General features: G+C 77.6%; 10 protein-coding genes. 5 read left to right on the top strand and 5 right to left on the bottom strand.

What is annotated here, in order from left to right; genetic code table 11:
• Window positions 1–114: 114 nt before the first annotated feature.
• The gene (gene pabB / locus AD017_RS25915) at window positions 115–2,442 is read left to right on the top strand and encodes an aminodeoxychorismate synthase component I (protein ID WP_227012587.1); all 2,328 of its coding nucleotides are present in this window, start codon (window positions 115–117) and stop codon (window positions 2,440–2,442) included.
• Here the strand turns inward: pabB and AD017_RS25910 are convergent.
• Window positions 2,376–4,352, bottom strand: coding sequence for a LuxR family transcriptional regulator (locus tag AD017_RS25910; RefSeq protein WP_060575851.1), 1,977 nt, complete (start codon window positions 4,350–4,352; stop codon window positions 2,376–2,378). The two genes, pabB and AD017_RS25910, sit on opposite strands and share 67 nt — an antisense overlap.
• A 76-nt stretch (window positions 4,353–4,428) precedes the next feature.
• Entirely contained in the window at window positions 4,429–7,185 is a 2,757-nt protein-coding gene (locus AD017_RS25905) for a LuxR C-terminal-related transcriptional regulator (protein WP_060575850.1), read from the bottom strand.
• A gap of 412 nt (window positions 7,186–7,597) precedes the next feature.
• On the opposite strand from AD017_RS25905, the gene AD017_RS25900 reads away from it, so the two are divergent.
• The 4 genes from AD017_RS25900 to AD017_RS25885 all read left to right on the top strand — a co-directional run bounded on the left by AD017_RS25900 (window position 7,598) and on the right by AD017_RS25885 (window position 10,679).
• Complete coding sequence (locus tag AD017_RS25900; protein ID WP_145984076.1) at window positions 7,598–7,855, top strand: hypothetical protein; 258 nt, start codon at window positions 7,598–7,600, stop codon at window positions 7,853–7,855.
• Between the two features lie 397 nt (window positions 7,856–8,252).
• Complete coding sequence (locus AD017_RS25895) at window positions 8,253–8,828, top strand: PAS and helix-turn-helix domain-containing protein (protein ID WP_029239576.1); 576 nt, start codon at window positions 8,253–8,255, stop codon at window positions 8,826–8,828.
• Between the two features lie 43 nt (window positions 8,829–8,871).
• Window positions 8,872–10,455: an acyl-CoA carboxylase subunit beta gene (locus tag AD017_RS25890; protein ID WP_060575848.1), complete on the top strand. Its 1,584-nt coding sequence runs from the start codon at window positions 8,872–8,874 to the stop codon at window positions 10,453–10,455.
• A complete protein-coding gene (locus tag AD017_RS25885) occupies window positions 10,452–10,679 on the top strand; it encodes an acyl-CoA carboxylase epsilon subunit (protein WP_060575847.1) in 228 nt (75 codons plus the stop codon). Before AD017_RS25890 ends, AD017_RS25885 begins: the two co-directional genes overlap by 4 nt.
• Before the next feature lie 44 nt (window positions 10,680–10,723).
• On the opposite strand, the gene AD017_RS25880 is transcribed toward AD017_RS25885, so the two are convergent.
• The 3 genes from AD017_RS25880 to AD017_RS25870 are packed head-to-tail and all read right to left on the bottom strand — an operon-like array spanning window position 10,724 to window position 18,751.
• Window positions 10,724–13,597: an AAA family ATPase gene (locus tag AD017_RS25880; protein ID WP_145982607.1), complete on the bottom strand. Its 2,874-nt coding sequence runs from the start codon at window positions 13,595–13,597 to the stop codon at window positions 10,724–10,726.
• A complete protein-coding gene (locus AD017_RS25875) occupies window positions 13,581–15,890 on the bottom strand; it encodes an AAA family ATPase (RefSeq protein WP_060575845.1) in 2,310 nt (769 codons plus the stop codon). Before AD017_RS25875 ends, AD017_RS25880 begins: the two co-directional genes overlap by 17 nt.
• A complete protein-coding gene (locus AD017_RS25870; protein WP_060575844.1) occupies window positions 15,887–18,751 on the bottom strand; it encodes a tetratricopeptide repeat protein in 2,865 nt (954 codons plus the stop codon). Before AD017_RS25870 ends, AD017_RS25875 begins: the two co-directional genes overlap by 4 nt.
• Window positions 18,752–18,879: the final 128 nt, after the last annotated feature.

Here is an 18,879-nt window from a genome sequence, read left to right as displayed (position 1 = left end):
GGGTGACGGACCGCACCGGCCCTGACCGACGACGTCCGCGGGCCGGCGTCCACACTCGTCACCGACCCGTACCCGCCGGGCCGATCCGGCCGGCACGCATCGAGAGGAGCGCCGGTGAGCACCGCGCGGGACACGTCGTCGCCCGGGGCGGGGATCCGCACGCTCCTGGTCGACAACCACGACTCGTTCACCTACAACCTGTTCCACCAGCTGAGCCGGGTGAACGGGTGCGAGCCCGAGGTGGTCCGCAACGACGACCCGGCGTGGCGGCCCGCACTGCTCGACGGGTTCGACCAGGTCGTCCTCTCCCCCGGACCGGGCACCCCGCACCGGCCGGCGGACGTCGGGATCTGCGCCGGGCTCACCGCCCAGGACCGGGTCCCGGTGCTCGGGGTCTGCCTGGGGCACCAGACGATCGCGCTCACCCACGGGGCGCGGGTCGGGCGGGCGCCGGAGCCCCGGCACGGCCGCAGCTCCCCCGTCCACCACGACGGGACCGGGCTGTTCGCCGGCCTGCCGTCGCCGATCGAGGTGGTCCGCTACCACTCGCTGGCGGTCACGGATCTGCCCGCCGGGCTCGCGGCGACGGCGTGCACGCCGGACGGGGTGCTGATGGCGCTGCGGCACCGCACGCTGCCGCTGTGGGGGGTGCAGTTCCACCCGGAGTCGATCGGCACCCTCGACGGGACGGCGCTGCTGCGGAACTTCCGTGACCTGACCCTGCGGTGGGCGGACCGCGCGGACCGGCCACGGCGCACACCGGCGCCGGATCGTGCGGCCACGGGCCGGACGGGGTCCGCGGCCGGGTCCCACGGTCCGGGCGGAGCGGGCGGCCCCGGACCGGGCGCGGCCCCCGCCGGGCCGGGTTCCCCGGGGCACCGTCGGCCCGATCGCGGCGACCGGGGCGGCCCGGACCCGTCGCGCCGCCTCCGCGTCCTCGTGGAGCGGGTGCCGTCCGGGATCGACGGCGAGGTCGCGTTCGACCGGCTGTTCCGCACCGGGCACCACCCGTTCTGGCTGGACAGCAGCAGATCCGGCGGACCGCTCGGCCGGCTGTCCGCGATGGGTGACGCGTCGGGCCCGCTGGGCCGCACCGCCGAGGCCGACGTGCACGCGGGGACGGTCACGGTGACCACACGCAGCGGCCGCGAGGTCGTCCCGTCGCCGTTCCTGGACTGGCTGGAGCGCGACCTCGCCGGGATCCGGGCGGAGGTCCCCGAGCTGCCGTTCGACTTCGCCCCCGGCTGGGTCGGCTACCTCGGCTACGAGCTGAAGGCCGAGTGCGGCGGCGAGGCCGTGCACCGCTCGCCCGACCCGGACGCGTCGATGGTGTTCTGCGACCGCGCCCTCGTCCTCGACCACGAGGACGGCTCCGGGTACCTGCTGGCGCTGGCCGAGTGCGGCGACGACACCGCCGCCCGGCAATGGCTCGGCGCCGCCGCGGCGACCCTCGCGGGCGCGGCCGGACGCGAGCCGGATCCCGTCCCGGACGTCGTGGCGGACCCCGCCCCCGTCCGGCTGCGGCACGACCGCGGGACCTACCTCGACCTGGTCCGCGCCTGCCAGGACGAGATCCTCGACGGGGAGACCTACGAGATCTGCCTGACCAACATGGTCGAGGCCGGGGTGCGGCTGGACCCCTGGTCCGCGTACCGGCGGCTGCGCCGGGCGAACCGGGCACCGTTCGCGTCGTTCCTGCACTTCGGGCGCACCGCCGTGCTGAGCAGCTCCCCGGAGCGGTTCCTGCGGATCGGCCGGGACGGCGTCGTGGAGTCGAAGCCGATCAAGGGGACCCGGCCGCGTGGCGCATCACCCGCGCAGGACGCGCGGCTGCGCGCCGAGCTCGCGACGTCGGAGAAGGACCGGGCCGAGAACCTGATGATCGTCGACCTGGTGCGGCACGACCTGGGCCGCTGCGCGGAGGTCGGCTCGGTCGTCGCCGGCCCGGTGTTCGACGTCGAGTCCTACCCGACCGTCCACCAGCTGGTGAGCACGGTGCGGGCCCGGCTGCGGCCCGGGACGAGCCCGGTCGCCGCGGTGCGCGCCGCGTTCCCCGGCGGGTCCATGACGGGTGCCCCGAAGGTCCGCACGATGCGGATCCTCGACCGGCTGGAGGCCGGCCCGCGCGGGGTCTACTCGGGTGCCGTCGGCTACCTGTCGGTGACGGGCACGGTGGACCTGAGCATCGTGATCCGGACGGCCGTCCTGAGCGGGGACCGGCTCCGCTACGGCGTCGGCGGCGCGGTGATCGCGCTGTCCGACCCGGCGGCGGAGTTCGAGGAGACCGCGGTCAAGGCGACCCCCGTACTGGCGCTGCTCGGGGCGGAGTTCCCCGGCCGCGCCCCCGGGGCCGGCCCGCCGGACGCGCCGGACCGTCAGGAGACCCCGTCGGCCGGCGACGACGGCAGCTCCGCCCGGCCACCGATGCCCAGCTTCCGGTAGCACCGGGTGAGGTGACCCTCGACCGCGCGCTGCGTGACGCCGAGCGTCCCGGCGATGTCCCGGTTGGTCGCTCCCCCGGCGGCGAGCCGGGCGACGTCGACCTCGGCCGGTGTCAGCGGGGACGGCCCGGAACGGCGCATCCGGCCACCGGCGGCGGCCAGCTCCGCGCAGGCACGGCCGGCGAGCACCGGCGCCCCGCACTCGTCGGCCAGGTCCAGCCCGTGCCGCAGCAGGGCCCGCGCCTCCCCCACGCCGCCGTGCTCCCGCACCAGAGCGCCCAGGTCGACGGTGCACCGCGCCCGGTCGAGCACCCGCGGCGACGCGGCCAGCTCGGCGCGGGCCACGCGCAGCGTCGCGAGCCCGCGCTCCCCGCCCTGCACGACCCCGAGCACCCGCAGCGCCCCGCCGACGTGCCCGCTGGTGCCCCAGCGCCGGCAGAGCGCGAGGTGCTCCCCGGCCACGGCCAGCGCCGCCTCGTGCTCACCGAGGTCGTGGTGCAGCTCGGCGGCCCGCCGCCGCCAGTCGAGCGCGGCCGGGTTGACGATCCCGACGGCCGTCAGGCGGCGCCCGGACTCCAGCGACAGCGCGAGCGCCTCCCGGGTCCGCCCGGTCGCCGCCAGGACGGCGGCACGGGCGTCGAGCAGGCAGCTCCACCGCCAGGTCCGGTCGGACGTGCCGTCGGGGACGCCCGAGCTGAGCAGCCGCCCGGCCTCCTCCGGTTCGCCGAGCTCGACCAGCGCGAGCGCCGCCGAGTAGAGGACCATCAACCGCGCCTCACCACTGACCTCCCCGGTGAGGACGTCGAGCGAGGCGCGGGCGTCGGCGAGCGCCTCGGGGACCCGGCCGCACCGCAGGCGCAGCAGCGAGCGGACCCCGCGCAGGAACGCCTCGACGTCGGGGCGGTTCCGGCGGTGCGCCGCGTCGAGGGCACGACGGTGGACGGCGTCGAGGTCGGCGTCGGCCTCGGTCCAGGACAGCAGGCCGAGCGCCCCCATCCGGATCGGCTGGAAGTACGCGCTGTCGTCGAGGTCGCCGCGCAGCACCTCCACGGTCCGGGCGGCGACCGTCGCGGCGTCGTCGTGCAGGCCCAGCGCGGAGAAGAACAGGTGCGCGCCGCGCAGCGCGTCGGCGCCGGTCCCGGCGCCCAGCGCGCCGGGATCGGTCCGCGCCACCCAGTCCCAGACCCGGCCGACGTGCGCGGTGTCCTCGGAGGCCGCGTAGAGCCGCAGCGCCTCCAGGCGCCGCCGCAGCTCGCGGTCCTCCGGCGTCCCGGCGCCGACGGTCCCTGCGGCGAGGTCCCGCAGGCCGTCGTCGAGCGTCCGGAGCAGGCCCGCGGCATCGGTCCCGGACAGCAGGGGCACGGTGTGCGCGAGCACCTCGGCCCGTTCCCGCGCGGAGGGCAGCAGGGCCAGTGCGTCGACGAGGTGGCCGTGCGCCGTCGCCGGCGCGACGACCCGCCGGCTGACGCCCAGGTCCACCAGCAGGGCGGCACGCCGGCGTCCGGTCACCGGGCCGGTGAGGGCGTGCTCCAGCAGGGCGGTCGCGTGTGCGCGGTCGCCGCGCTGCTCGGCCCGCGACGCGGCGACGTGCAGCAGCTCGACCACACCGCCGTCCTGCGGCGGACCGGCCGCGAGGTGGTGCTCCGCCACCCGCTCCAGCGGGGCGCCCTCGGAGTCGAGCACCCGGGCGGCGCGGGCGTGCACCTGCCGGAGCCGGTCGTCGCCGGCGTCCGCGAGGACCGCGTCGCGCACCCGCTCGTGCCGGAACCGGGTCCCGTCGAGCACGCCCAGCTCCGCGAGCCGTTCGGCGGCGCGGCTGGACTCGGCGTCGTCGAGCCCGGCCACCCGGGCGCGGGTGGGGGCGGTCGTGTCCGGGCCGAGTACCGCGGCGGCCCGGGCCAGGGCGACCACGCCGGACGGCTCGTCGCGCAGCGTCGCGACCGCGCTGCGGACGGACGGCGGCGCGGCCGGGACGGTGTCGGCGGGGTCAGGCGATGCGATCGGACCCGCCCTCCCAGACCCGGCGGAGCGCGGCCCGGCCGGACACCCCCAGCTTGCGGTAGACGCCGGTCAGGTGCTTCTCGACGGCGCGGACGCTGACCGCGAGGTCGCCGGCGATCTCCTGGTTGGTGCGGCCCTGCGCGGCGCGGGTCGCGACCCGCCGTTCGGACCGGGTCAGGGCGGGAGCGGGCGGGGCATCGCCGCCGGGGCGGCCCGCCGGCGCCGGTGCTCCGGCCGGGGCGTCGCCGCGCGGCGGTTCCGCCGGGGCGCGGGGCGTCCGCGGGAGCGGCCCGGTGCCGGGATCGGCGGCCCGGTCCCGGTGCGCGGCCACCGCCCGGACCGCCCGGTCGGACTCGGTGCGGTCACCGGCGGTGTCCAGGACCGTGACCGCCTCGGTGAGGAGCTCGCCGGCACGGGCGGGAGCGGACAGCTCCCCGAGCATCCGCAGGGCCCGGCCCAGCTGCGTCGGTGCCCCCCAGCGCCGGGCGCGGGCCACCTCCTGCTCGGCGAGCGCCCTGGCCTCCGGCCACCGGCCACGCCCGCCGAGGATCTCCACCGCCCACGGGCGCCACGGCACCGGCGTCGCGGTCCAGCCGGCCCGCTCGAACCGGCGTCCGGCGTCGAGGCAGTACTCCAGAGCGGTGTCCGCGTCGCCGGCCTCGACCGCGGCGCGGGCCCGCAGCATCTGCAGGCAGGCGCCGAAGCCCGGCGGGACCGACGGGGCGGCGCCGTACCGGGCCAGGACCCGCTCGGCGCCGGAGGGGTGGTGCACCGCGGTCAGGACCGGCGCGAGCACCATGCCGGGCAGCAGGGAGTCGTCGGCCAGGTCGTCGACGAGGTCGACCGAGCGCCGCACCTCCTCCTCGGCCTCCGCGGGGCGCCCGGAGCACAGGAGCACCGCGGCGAGCTCGGCGCGGATCACGGCCTCGGCGACGCCGGCCCGCTCGGTCCGCGCGTGCCCGGCCGCGACCGACAGCCAGGCCGGGAGGTCCTCGACCGCGTCCGCCATGCACAGGCAGGTCACCAGCATCCCGACGGTGCTGTGCACGTGCTCCGACGACGCCGGCTCGCGGGCCAGGACGGCCCGGCACACCGCCGCCACCCGGGCCGCCGGGCGGTGACCGCCGACGGCGGCGGAGTGGACCAGGACGCAGGCGAGCTCACGCTCGCCCGGGGTGTCCAGGGGTAGCCCACCGGGACGCCGTTCGAGCTCGTCGAGGCGGGCGGCCGCGGCGGACAGCCCGGCGCGGGTGTGCTTGTCGACGTAGTGCAGCCGGGCCTCCAGCCGCAGCGCGAGCTCGCGGCCTGCGGCGTCCCCGGTGTCCCCGGCGACGGCGCGTCCCAGCTCCCCGGCCACCCCCCGGAGCATCGCGATCACCGGGGGCGCCGCGCCCTCCAGCGCGAGCGGCGTGACCCGGCACAGCGCCTCGGCCCGGTCACGTACCGGCCCGAGCAACGGCACCGCCTGGACGACCCGGCGCAGGGCGAGCCCGGCGTCCAGACACCGCTCCAGACCGGCCAGGTCGACGAGCACGCGGGCCCGCTCGGCCTCGCCCGGCTCGGCGAGCAGCGCGTGCCGCAGGTAGCGGATCGCGGTCCACGGCTCGCCGCGGCCGGCGGCGGGCCCCGCGGCCTCGCGCAGCGCGTCGATCGCCCAGCCCGGCGCCGGTCCGCCGACCGCGAGCAGGTGCAGGGCGACCCGGTCGGAGGACCCGCCGAAGTCACGCAGCAGCTCCGCCGCCCGGAGGTGGGTGTCGCGGCGCTGGCCCGAGGACTGGACGACGTCCAGGGCGTGGCCGACGACGCGGTGCCGCAGCCGGTGCTCCGCGGGCCCGGTGAGCCCCATCCGCCGGGCGACGGACCCGGCGGCGGCGGTGTCGGTGGCGTCCAGCCCGGCGAGCCGGCCGAGCATCGTGTCGTCGGTGACGTCACCCGCCGCGGCGACCGCGGTCAGGTACCGGCGCTCCGGTTCGGGCATCCGCCGCACGGCGCGGGCGAGCCGGTCCCGCAACCGCGCCGGGGCGCACTCGCGCACCCGGTGCGCCAGCGTCTCCTGGCAGCCGTGCGGGCCGGCCGCGACCTCCTCGACCACGGCGGCGAGGAACAGCGGGTTCCCGCCCGTCGCCTCGGCCAGCGCGGCGACGACGACCGGCGTCGCGTCGCGGCCGAGCCCGGCCCGGGCGGCGACGGCGACCGCGCCGTCCGAGAGCGGGCGCAGTGGACGCACGGCGCCGGCCTGCCCCACCAGGTCCGCCGGGACCGGTCCGGCGCCGCCGTCGTGGCCGCCGTCGCCGTCCAGCGCCGTGAGCACGATCGTCACCCGCAGCCCGGCCAGGCGGTGGCCGAGGAAGGCGAACCAGCGCAGCGAGTCCGCGTCGCAGCGGGACGCGTCGTCGACGAGCAGCAGCACCGGCCCGTCGGCCGCGTGCGCGGCCAGCTCGGCGTGCAGGGCCTCGAAGTCCCCGTGGGCGGCGCGTCCGGGCAGGTCGGTGGGGGCGACCGCGAGCAGGCGCCGGGCGGTGCTCAGGGGGACGCCGCGCTCGTCGTCGGTGCCGCGGGCACGCAGCACCCGCACCCCGCGGGCGGTGCCGCGGCGCGCGCACTCGTCGAGCAGGGCGGTGCGCCCGATGCCGAGCGGGCCGGTGAACACGAGCAGGCTCCCCGACCCGCCGACGGCGCGGTCGACCGCCGCGTCGACGGCACCGAGGTCGTCGTCGCGGTCGACCAGCACCGGCCGGGGCATCAGCGGCAGCCCCGCCGACGTACCGGGGCCCGGGTGGTGTCCGGGTCCGCGCGGCGGCCGGTGCCCTCGGGTACGCCCTCGACGCTCATGCGACCTCCGACACCACGGACGGGAACAAGTCGATCATGACCTTACGGCCCCCGTCCGGTGGGGAACGGAGCACCTCGGTCGGACGCCACCCGACTACGGAACGCACCGGGAAAACACCCGTTCTTCGTCCGCTCCGGGCAGTGCGGGTTCGATCCGCGCAGTGGATACTGGTGGTATCCGGGTTTCGCCGAAGGCATAGTCCACCGCGATGACGATCGAGGACGGCGAACGTGAACACATCATGTCGGCAGTGCGGCCGACCGGCGATCCGGCCGGCCGCGGATTCACGGACGGACCCCGTCCGGCACCGAGGGGGATGGACGTGGAACCGGTTCCAGGACTGACCGTCCGGGCACTCGACACCGGCTGGATGGAGCTGGGGCACCCGGGGCACGACGACCGGCTGCTGTGCGACGAACTCGGCACCGCCATGTGGATCGCCCTGTGCCGGTCCGCCTGGAACCTCGGCGACGCGGCCGCGCACCTCGCCGAGCTCTGGGACGCCGATCCCTGGTGGATGCGGGACATGATGGACGACTGGCTGGCCGACCTGCAGGAAGCCGGTCTCGTGCAGCACTGAGCACCCGCACTGCGGAGCGCCGGAGCGGCCCCGCACGACCGCCGGCAGCACACCTCGCGCACCCGCCGGGCGCGCACGCGGACCACGGTGGCGACCAGCAGAACCACAGTGTCCGCACCCCGCACCGTAGTGATCCAGCTCACACACCGTACCGCACCCCACCGAACCCCCGTACCTCCGATGCCACAGTGTTAAGCGCTTACGTCCGGGAGCCGTTGACCCCCGTCGAGTGTCCTCCATACGGTCGAAATCGGTTATCGAGAACGGCTACCGCGACTGTCCGGTCCGCTCCCGGAACAGCGCGTTCCGTTGAACTTCGGGGAGTTATTCCATGCGAGCACTGCCATACGACGGCGCCACCGACGAGCGAATTTCCTAGGAATCCACCAGTGCGTGCATGGTATCGCTCGACCGGGGTCTGCGCGTGGTCGCGGCGAATCAGGAGATGTTCCGCCGGATGTGCGACATCGGCTCCGGTGACGTGTGCGGGTCGGCGTTCTGCGACCTGCTGGACGCGAGCATCCGTACCCGCGTCCGCCACCAGATGGAGCGGCTGCTGGACGGTCAGCAGCCCCGGTTCCAGGAGCGGTCGGTCGCCCTCGCGGGGCCCGACTCGTCGCTCCAGGGCGACCTGATGGCGACCGCGATCGCGCGGAACGCCGGCCGGGTCGAGGGTGTCGTCGCCGTGCTCCGCACCGGTGACGCCGAGCCGTCGTCGGCCAGGAGCGGGCCGCGCCGGCTGCTCTCGGACATGGACGCCAAGATCCTCGAGGGCGTCGCCTCCGGAGCCTCCACCGTGCAGCTGGCCTCCACCCTGTTCCTCAGCCGCGGCGGCGTGGAGTACCACGTGACCGCGCTGCTCCGGAAGATGAAGGTCAAGAACCGGCCGGCACTGATCTCCAAGGCCTACTCGATGGGTTTCTTCGAGCTGGGGTCCTGGCCGCCCCAGGTCGTTCCCGACCACGTGAAGTGACCACGTGACGTGACGCCGACGGCCCGAGGCGAGGGGTGAGGACATGACCGCCACCGACGACATCCAGACCACCACGGCCGACCTGCGGTCGCGGGTGGCCGAGTTGCACGCGGCCCGCGAGCAGGCCCGGTCCGGCCCGTCCGCCAGGGCGACCGAACAGCAGCACGCCCGCGGCAAGCTCACGGTGCACGAGCGCCTGGCGATGCTGCTCGACGAGGGCAGCTTCCGCGAGATCGAGCAGTTCCGCAGGCACCGCGCCACCGGGTTCGGGCTCGAGGACCGGCGACCGCACACCGACGGCGTCGTCACCGGCTGGGGCACGATCGACGGCCGCACCGTGTTCGTCTACGCCCACGACTTCCGGATCTTCGGCGGCTCGCTCGGCGAGGCGCACGCGACCAAGATCCACAAGGTGATGGACCTGGCCGAGTCGGCCGGTGCCCCGCTGATCAGCCTGAGCGACGGTGCGGGCGCCCGGATCCAGGAGGGCGTCACCGCACTGGCCGGCTACGGCGGGATCTTCCGGCGCAACGTCCGGGCCTCGGGCGTCGTCCCGCAGATCAGCGTGATGCTCGGCCCGTGCGCCGGGGGTGCGACCTACTCCCCCGCCCTGACCGACTACGTGTTCATGGTCCGCGACATCGCCCAGATGTACATCACCGGACCGGACGTGGTGTCGGCCGTGACCGGCGAGGACATCACCCACGAGGAGCTCGGCGGCGCGGAGGTGCACAGCACCGAGTCCGGGGCCAGCGCCTTCGTGTACGACGACGAGGAGTCCTGCTTCGCCGACGTCCGGCACCTCGTGTCGCTGCTGCCGTCGAACAACCGCGAGCAGCCCCCGGTCGCGCCCGCGGCGGACCCGCCGGACCGCGCCACCCCGTCGCTGCTCGACATCGTCCCCGCCGACACCACCCGCGCGTACGACATGCGCGACGTCGTCGCCGAGGTGGTCGACGACGGCGACCTGTTCGAGGTGCACGCCGGGTGGGCGACCAACATCGTGTGCGGGCTCGCCCGGCTCGACGGGCACACCGTCGGGATCGTCGCGAACCAGCCGGCGTCGCTGGCCGGGGTGCTCGACATCCACGCCTCGGAGAAGGCGGCCCGGTTCGTCTCCACCTGCGACTCCTTCAGCATCCCGCTGGTGACGCTCGTCGACGTCCCGGGCTTCCTGCCCGGCGGCGACCAGGAGCACGGCGGCATCATCCGGCACGGCGCCAAGCTGCTCTACGCCTACTGCGCCGCCACCGTCCCGCGGGTGCAGCTCATCCTGCGCAAGGCCTACGGCGGCGCGTACATCGTGATGGACTCCCGCTCGATCGGCGCGGACCTGTCCCTGGCCTGGCCGACCAACGAGATCGCGGTCATGGGCGCCGAGGCCGCGGCCAACGTGGTGTTCCGGCGCGAGATCGCGGCCGCACCCGACCCCGAGATCGCCCGCGCCCAGCGGATCAAGCAGTACCGCAACGACCTCATGCACCCGTACTACGCGGCCGAGGCCGGACTCGTCGACGACGTCATCGACCCGGCCGACACCCGTTCGGCCCTGGTCGACGCGCTCGCGATGCTGCGGGCCAAGCGCACGGACCTGCCGGTCCGCAAGCACGGGAACCCGCCGACGTGAGCGCCGCGACGGACGCCGCCCCGCGGATCAGGATCACCGCCGGTCACCCGGACCCGGCCGAGGTCGCGGCGGTGACAATGGCGCTGCTGGCCCTGGCCGGCCGTGCGGACGGCGCCCCGGAGGCGCCCCGGCGCCGTCCCACGACCTGGGCCGGGCCCGGCGGCTACCAGTCCCCGGCGAGCTGGGCCGGGTCCACCGCGGGCCGGGCCGGGGCCGCCCGCTGAGCTCCTCCTCCGGTGCCGGGACCACCCGGCACCGGAGGAGGCCGTCAGCCCGCGCCGGGCAGCGCGGTGCGGCCGCTCACCCCGAGCTTGCGGTAGGCGCTCGTCAACCGCTTCTCCACGGCCCGGCGGCTGACGCCCAGCTCCTCGGCGATCATCTGGTTGGTGGCCCCGCCGACCACCCGGTCCACGACCTGCCGCTCCGCATCGGTGAGGACGTCGGCAGGGCCCGCGGACGCCGCCGCGGCCGAGCCGTCGGAGCCGTCGGAGCCGGTCGGGCCGTCGGCGCCGTCGGTCCGTACCGGCATCTCGACGGCCGGTGCCACGGCCTGCGCCGACCCCGCCGCACCGGCGTCGCCGGTCCCGGCCTCGTCGACGCGACGGCGGCCCCGGCGCAGCAGGTCCTCCCCCGCCGGGTCCCCCGCCGCGGCGAGGTGCCGCCCCAGTGCGATCTCGGCGCGCCCCAGGCCGGCCGTGTCGGCGGAGTCCCCGAGCACGGCGACGGCCTCGCGCAGCTGCGCCTCGCCCGCGGACCCGCCGACGAGCGAGCCCCGTACCCGCAGGGCACGCCCGAGCGCGGCCGGCGCTCCCCAGGCCCGGGCCAGCGCGAGCTCCTCGTCGGCCCAGTCGAGTGCCGCCGTCGTCTCGCCGCGCCGCCGCAGCAGCCGCGCCGCCCAGCTCCGCCACGGGAACAGCGCCGGGTTGGACCAGCCGAGGTGCTCCAGGTGGCGGCCGCAGTCGAGGAAGCACTCCAGCGCCAGGTCCCGCTGCTCGCCCAGCAGCGCGCCCGCCGCGCGCACGAGCTGGTGGGTGGCGTGCGCGACGAGGCCCCCGCCGGGCGGCCGCCCGGCGGGCTCCGGGCCGAGGGCAGGCACCCGGGCCTCGATCGCCGCGGCGATCAGCGCGGCGTGGAACGCCGCCGACGCGGGCGGCACCCGCTCGCGCAGGACGCCGCCGGGCAGTGCGGCGGCCTCCGCGGGGCGCCCGTGCGCGAGGAGCACCAGCGCGAGCTCGTCGGCCGTGGCCGCCGCGGGCGACGCCGGGTCGGGCACGAGCCAGGTCCCCAGCGACCGCGGCCGGTCCGCGGCGACCAGCGCGAGCACCAGCAGGCCGCGCGGGCCGTCGCCGGGCGGTACCCCGTGCGGTGGCCGGACCTCGCGGGCCGGGGTGATCCGCAGCAGGCGCTCGCCGAGGTGGGCGACGTCGGCCGCCGGGACCCGCCCGGACAGCGCCGCGGCGTGCAGCAGCACGCCGACCAGCTCGCGGCCGGCCGAGGTGCTCAGGAGCTCGTCCGGCGCGTCGATCACCTCGCGGAGCAGCGCGCACGAGCGGGCCAGTCCCTCGGGGCGCTGCTCGTCCAGCCGCCGGGCGCGGGCGCGGATCCGCACCGTCACCGCGCGCCCGTCGTCGCCGGCGGGACCGGTCCCGCCGACGTCGCGGTCGTCGCGGTCGGCGGCGCGGACGGCGTCGCGGACCGGGTCCGTGGCGTCCCGGACCGTCGACGGGTCGATCAGGGTGAGGGCGGTCGCCCGGTCCCGCGCCGACGCCAGCAGCGGCAGCGCCTGCGACACGTGCCGGACCGCCGTGCCGGGCTCGGTGAACCGCTCCGCCGCGGCCAGCTCGACCAGCAGGACACCGCGCTCGTGGCCGGTGACGTCGCTGTCGAGCAGCGCACGGCGCAGGTAGCGGACCGCGGCCGGGTCGCCGTCGTGGTCGTCGGCGGAGTCCGGGCGGTGCGCCGTGGTCGCCTGGTGGGCGGCGGCCCGCAGGACCTCGACGGCCCAGTCGTCGAGCGGGGCGGCGACCGCGAGCAGGTGCACGGCCACCTCCCGGACGTGGTGCCCCGTCTCGTGCAGCAGCCACGCCGCGCGCAGGTGCAGCCGCTCCCGCTCGGCCGGTCCGGTCGCGACCTCCCGCACGAGCGGGTGCGCGAACCCGGTGTGGTCCTCGCTGAGCAGGCCCTGCTCGGCCAGCTGTCCCTGCACCGTGCGGAGCCCGTGGGGATCCAGGTCGGCGAGGCGCTGCACGATCGCCGGGTCGGCGTCGGTCCCGAGCACCGCGAGCGCGCCGAGGTACCGGCGGGCCGGGTCGTCCTGGGCCCGCAGGCACCGGGCGAACCGCTCGCGCAGGGCGGCGGGCAGTGCCTCCCGCACCCGGCCGGCGTGCACCGCGAGCGGGCCGCCGCCGGTGGCGGCGACGTCGTCGAGCACGGCGTGCAGCACCGACGGCGTGCCCGCGGAGACGTCCCGGCACGCCTGCACGAACTCCGGCTCGCCGTCGCGGCCGAGGCGGTCGGCGACGACCCCGCGGACGGCGGCGTCCCCCAGCGGGCGGGTCCGCAACGGCGTGGCCGACCCGGCCAGGCCGCGCACCAGCGCCCGCCCCGCGCCCGGGTCGCCGTGCAGGACGGTGCCGACGAGGGCGACCGGCAGCTCCGGGACGCGCGCGGCGAGCCGGTTCAGCCACCGCAACGACGCGGTGTCCGCCCACTGCAGGTCGTCGACCAGCACCAGGACCGGCCGCTCGGCGCTCACGGTCTCGAGCAGCTCCTGCAGCTCGCGCACCCGGCCGTGCCGGACCTCCGGGGCCGGCGGGTCGACCGGCTCCGCGGCGAGCGCGGCGGGGAGCTCGCCGCCGCCCGCGGCCAGCCACCGGCTGCGGGTGCCACGACCGGCGGCGGCGAGCATCGGGTCGAAGAGCTGCCGGGCGACGCCGTGCTCGAAGTCGCGCTCGACGAGCGCCGCCGCGGCCCGCAGGACGGTCAGGCCCGTCCCGGTCGCGGCACCGGCCGCCGCGTCGAGCAGGGCGGTACGACCGGTGCCGACACCGCCGCCGACGACGAGGGCGGCACCGCGGCCGTCGGCGGCGCCGGCGACGGCGTCGCGCAGGCTGCGCAGCTCGGGGTCACGGTCGTACAGCACGCCGCACCCCGTCCCGCTCGGGTCCACCGGTGCCGGTGGGGTCCCCGTCCAGGCCGGCCAGGGCGGCCTCGGCCACCGCGATCGGGCCGGGCGCGCCCCACCGGACGGCGAGCCGGTGCTCGTCGTCGGCCATCCGGCGGGCGGCCGCGTGCGTGCCGCAGGCCTGCAGCGAGGTCGCCGCCGCGGAGCGCCACTGCGCGAGCACGGGGTTGACCCGGCCCCGGTCCAGCAGCAGCCGCCCGCACCCCATGAACATCTCGATCGCCTCGCGGTGGCGTCCCTCGGCCGCCCGCACCCGCCCGCGCGCGTACTCGAGCAGCGCGGACCCGGGCCGTTCCCGGCCGGCGACCGGGTGCGCGAAGGCGGCGGCGGCCGCCGCGGCGTGGTCGGACTCCGCCAGGTGCAGCAGCACCCGGGCGGCACCGGCGAGCGGATCGGCCCCGTCCGAGGAGACCGGTGCGTCGCCGGCCGCGCGCAGGTCGCGCCGGGCTCCGTCGAGGTCGCCGGCCCGCAGCCCGACGAGCGCGGAGACGGCGAGCACCGCGGGCGGCACGGGCCGGTCCCGGGTGATCTCGAGCAGCAGGTGGTGCATCGTGTCGACGGCCTCGCCGCGGCAGCCCGCGGCGTCGAGGGTGAGCGCCGCCATGACCTGCGGCATCGCGGGGGCGGCGCCGACCGGCCCGGCCAGGGCGGCGCGGGCGAGCCGGGTGGCGCGGTCCCGGTCCTGGCAGCGCAGGACGAGGGCCCAGGCCGTGGTGCCCCGGGCGACGGGCCCGCCGTCGTCGGACTCGGCGACGGCGGTACCGACCGGCCCGCGCAGCGCGGCGCGCTCCTCGAAACCCAGCTCGTCGGTCAGCCGGGACAACGACAGCAGGTCCGCCCGGGTCGGCGCGTCCTCCGGGCAGCGCCGGACGGCGATGTTCAGCGCCCGCCGGGCCGCGCCGACCTCGCCGTCGGACAGCAGCAGGTCGACCGCCCGTGCCCCGTGCGTGCTCGCCGCCAGGTCGGTGTCGAGGGTGATCCGGGCGAGCACCCGGGCCGCCGTCCCGGGGGCGCTGTGCGCACGGGACAGCGCCAGCTCCACCATCAGCGCCCCGCGCAGCTGCTCCGGTACCGGTTCCTGCAGTGCGCGCTCGGCGACGTCGGCGGCGTCGGCGTGCCGGTTCCCGGCCCGGTGCCGGGTGGCGACCCGGTGCAGCAGCTCCGCCGCCCACGGCTCGCCGAGCGCGGGCGCGGCGAGCAGGGCGCGGGCGATGCGGTCCTCGGGCAGACCGGCCCGGGCGGCGAGTCCGGCGGCGGAGGCGAACAGTGCGCGGCGCCGCTCGGGGTCGATCCCGGCGAGGACGGCGTCGGTGACCGTGCCGTCGGCGGGCAGCTCGGGATCGGTGCCGCGGACCAGGCCGGTGGCGGCCAGCGCGGCGCGCGTCCCGCCCCCGGTGGACGGCCCCGTCCCGCCGATCCGCTCCCGCACCGGCGCCATCTCCGTGCCGCACACCGCCGCGGCGCGCAGCGCGTCGACCAGCGCGGCGGGCAGGCCGTCGAGCACCCCGGCGACGTGGTCGCGGCGGGCGGTCGCGGCGCACCGCACCAGTTCGGGCACCGCGGCCGCGGTCGGGGACTCCGAGCGGTCCAGCCGGGCCAGCGTCGCCGCGAGCACCGCCGGGTTGCCGCCCGTCGTGCGGCGGGCGAGGACGGCGAACACGCGGTCGGGCAGCATCCCGTACTCGGTGGTGACCACGGCCCGGACCGCGTCGGCGGACAGCGGACCGGTCCGCAGCACGACGTCCGACGGGGCGGTGGGCGCGGTGGCCCAGCCGAGGCCGTCGTGCGTGCCGTTGAGGGCGACCAGCAGCCCGATCGGCGCCTCGCTCCGGCGCCGCAGCAGCATCTGCAGCCACTGCCGGGACTCGTCGTCGGCCCAGTGCAGGTCGTCGACGACCAGCAGTACCGGTCCGGTGCGGGCGGCGTCGAGGACGGCGCGGCACCACTCGTGCAGGAGCCCGGCGCCGACCGGGCCGGACCGGGGCAGCGCGGGCGCCGGGTCCAGGCCACCGACCAGGCCGTGCGCCACCCCGAGCGGGTACCCGCTCTCCGCGGGGACGGCCCGTGCGGTCAGCACGCGCACGTCGCGGGCCGTGGCGCGCCCGGACGCCCGCCGCAGCAGCGCCGACCGGCCCGTGCCGGGCTCGCCGGTGACGGTGACGAACGGCGACGACCCGGCCACCAGCGCGTCGAGGGCGCGGTCGAGGGCGGTGCACTCGGCGTCGCGCTCGCGGAGCAGGCGCTCGTTCATCCGAGGCGGGTCCGTGCCGCGCCGACGATCCCGGCCAGTGCGGCCCGGTCGGGGACGCCGAGCTTGCGGAACGCGCTGGTGAGATGGACCTCCACGGTGCGCAGGGTGACGAACAGCGCCTCCGCGATCTCGCGGTTGCGGGCGCCCTCGGCGGCGAGGGCGACCACCCGGCGTTCGGCGCTGGTCAGCGGGTCCAGCGGGGACCCGGTGGGTGGGCGCATCCGGCCGCCTGCCTGCACGAGCAGCTCGCGGGCCGCCGTCGCCGCCCGGAGGGCCCCGCACCGCGCGGCCAGGGTCGCCGCCTGCCGCAGCTCCTCGCGGGCGGCCTCGGGGTACTCGGCGTCGAGCATCGCCCGGCCGAGGAGGTGGTGGGCGAGGATCAGCTCGGTCCGGGCGGGCGATCCCTCCAGGACCGCGACCGCCTCTCCGAGCAGGTCCGTACCGCCCCGGCCCGGCGTGACCACGCCGCGGGCGACGAGCGCGAGCCCCCGCCCGCGGGCGGTGCCCCAGCGCCGGGCCCGGTCGGCGCCGCGCTCGACGATCCCGTGCGCCTCGTGCGCGCGGCCGCTGCCGGCGAGGAGCACGGCGGCGTGCAGCCACCACGGCGCCAGGACGGGGTTCGCGATGCCGGCCGCCTCCAGGCTGTCGCCGCAGCGCCGGTAGGTCGCGAGCGCCCGGTCGGTGTCGCCGGTGTCGGCGGTCGCCCCCGCCCGGGCCATCAGGTAGTCGTGGTACTCCCAGGCGAAGTCCTCCAGCCGGGGCCGGACGATGCCGTCGAGCAGGGTGAGCGCCGCCTCCGGGTCGCCCTGCAGGTGGCGCACGTTCGCGAGGGCGATCGTCGGCACCACGGTGTTGCCCCGCCAGGCCTCCTGCTCGGCGATGTCGAGCGCCGTCCGGGCGTCGGCCTCGCCCTCGGCCAGGTCGCCGACGACGACGTGGTTGGTCGCGCGGGTCCCCACGGCGAGGCTGTAGGTCCAGGCCGATGCCTGCTCGCGGCTCTGCGCGACGAGCCGGTCGAGCACCGCCGTCGACTCGTCGACCTCGTCGGCCAGCCGCAGCACCAGCGACGACGCCAGCACCGCCCAGCCGCCGAGGGTGGCCTCGTCGACGAGCAGCACCCGGCGCGCGAGATCCACGGTGGCGGGCGCGTCCTCGCCGTCCATCGCCCTGGTCACCGTCATCATCGCGAGCTTCTGGCGCTCGGCGGGGGTGCGGCCGGCGGGCGTGGCCATCCGGCCCATCCGGTCGATCGTCGCGGCCACGGTCTTCTTCTCGTCGAGCCCGACGACCAGCAGCGCGGCCTCGACGTGCGTGCGCAGCTCGGTCGCCCCGGGGCCGGGGTCGGACGGGAGCTCGCGGTCCATCGTGTCCAGGACGTCCTCCAGCACCCGGACCGCGCGGGGCGCCTGCTGCACCGCCAGCGACGTCATGGCCAGCTGCACCGCGACCTGCGCACGCGACGGCAGGTCGGCGGCCCGGTCGAGCGCGTCGCGCAGGTGCGCGACGGCCCGCTCCGGCTCGTTCTGGCCCAGCGCCGCGGCCAGCCGGGTGCGGACGCCGATGTCGCCGGGCCGTGCCGCGACCACCGGTTCCAGGTAGCGGGCGACGGCGGGGCGGGCGCCGCGGTGCGCGGCCGCGTCCGCCGCCTCCAGCAGGACGTCGATCATCCAGGGCTCGCCGGCGCCGGGCAGGACGAGCAGGACGGCGGCCACCACCTCGGCCGGGCGGCCCGCGTCGCTGAGCACCCGCGCCCCGCGCCGGCGCAGGTCGTCGAGCTCGTCGCCGGGGAGCCCGCGCAGCACCGCGGAGCGCAGCAGGTCGTGCCGGAAGTCGGAGCGGTCCGGGGCGAACACCTCCGTCCGGGCCAGCGTCCCGACCGCGTCGACGACCGAGCCGGCGGGCACCCCCGACAGCGTGGCGAGCACCGCCGTCTGCTCGGCACCCACCACCGCGACCGCCGACGCGACGGCGCGGACGTGCGGCGGGGCGTCGAACACGTGCCGCTCGACCAGGCTGTCGATGACCTCGCGGCCGAGCCGGTGCACCCGGTCGGTCGCGCCCTCGCCGGTCGCCGGGCCGAGCTCGGCGACGAGCTGCTCGACCAGCAGCGGGTTGCCGCCGGACGCCTCGGTCAGCGCGTCGAGCAGCGGGGCCTGCGGCAGCTCGGGGACCGTGCCGCCGGCGCCGCCGGCGCCACCTCCGCTGCGCGCCGCCGCGAGACGGCCGACGCCGGACCGGTCCAGCGGGCGCACCTCCGTCAGCGCGGCGCCGACCTGGGCGCCGACCTCGGCGAGCCGCTCCGGGAGCGCGCCCGCGCCGTCGGTGCGGGAGGCGAGCACCACCCCGAGCGGGAGGCCCACCGACCGCCGCAGCAGGAACCCGACGAAGGCCAGCGACGCGTCGTCGCACCACTGCAGGTCGTCCACGACCAGGACCAGCGGGGACCGGGCGGTGAGGTTCGCGGTCAGCCAGTAGAGGCCGTGCAGCACCGGGTAGAGGTTGTCCGGCTCGGCGCCGGCGGAGCCCTCGTCGAGCGCGGAGACGCTCCACCGGGCGCCGCCCTCGAACAGGTCCGGGTCCTCGGTGGCGTCACCGGGCACGAGGTCACGGAAGAGGTCGCGGACCACCGCGAACGAGATGTCCGACGTCCGTTCCCGGCCCCGGGCGCGCGCGGTCCGCACGCCCGCCGGGACGCCCGCGCAGAACGCGTCCAGCAGGGCCGACTTGCCGATCCCGGGCGGGCCGACGAGCAGCCGTGCGGTGTGCGTGCCGGCGGCGGCCCCGGTGCCGGCCGACGCCAGCCGGTCCGACTCGGTCCCGCGGCCCACCAGGCGCTCGCGGAGATCGGTGGCGTCGGACATCCTGGGCTACCTCCACGAGCGACCGGGCCGGCCGGGCGGACCCGGCTCGACGATCTTGAGCCTAGGAGATTCTGTCCCATACCGGGCACCGGACGCAGCGCGGCGGGACGGCGACAGGGAGTCGCGTG

The organism is Pseudonocardia sp. EC080619-01, from assembly GCF_001420995.1.
In the GTDB taxonomy this organism is placed as follows: Bacteria; Actinomycetota; Actinomycetes; order Mycobacteriales; family Pseudonocardiaceae; genus Pseudonocardia.
This window is presented reverse-complemented; position numbering and strand designations above follow the sequence as displayed.

Excerpts from the sequence above, each read along its gene's own strand:
- AD017_RS25905 (WP_060575850.1), bottom strand. The coding sequence starts at position 7,185 with ATGCCCCGGCCGGTGCTGGTCGACCGCGACGACGACCTCGGTGCCGTC.
- AD017_RS25895 (WP_029239576.1), top strand. The coding sequence starts at position 8,253 with ATGGTATCGCTCGACCGGGGTCTGCGCGTGGTCGCGGCGAATCAGGAG.
- AD017_RS25890 (WP_060575848.1), top strand. The coding sequence starts at position 8,872 with ATGACCGCCACCGACGACATCCAGACCACCACGGCCGACCTGCGGTCG.
- AD017_RS25875 (WP_060575845.1), bottom strand. The coding sequence starts at position 15,890 with ATGAACGAGCGCCTGCTCCGCGAGCGCGACGCCGAGTGCACCGCCCTC.
- AD017_RS25870 (WP_060575844.1), bottom strand. The coding sequence starts at position 18,751 with ATGTCCGACGCCACCGATCTCCGCGAGCGCCTGGTGGGCCGCGGGACC.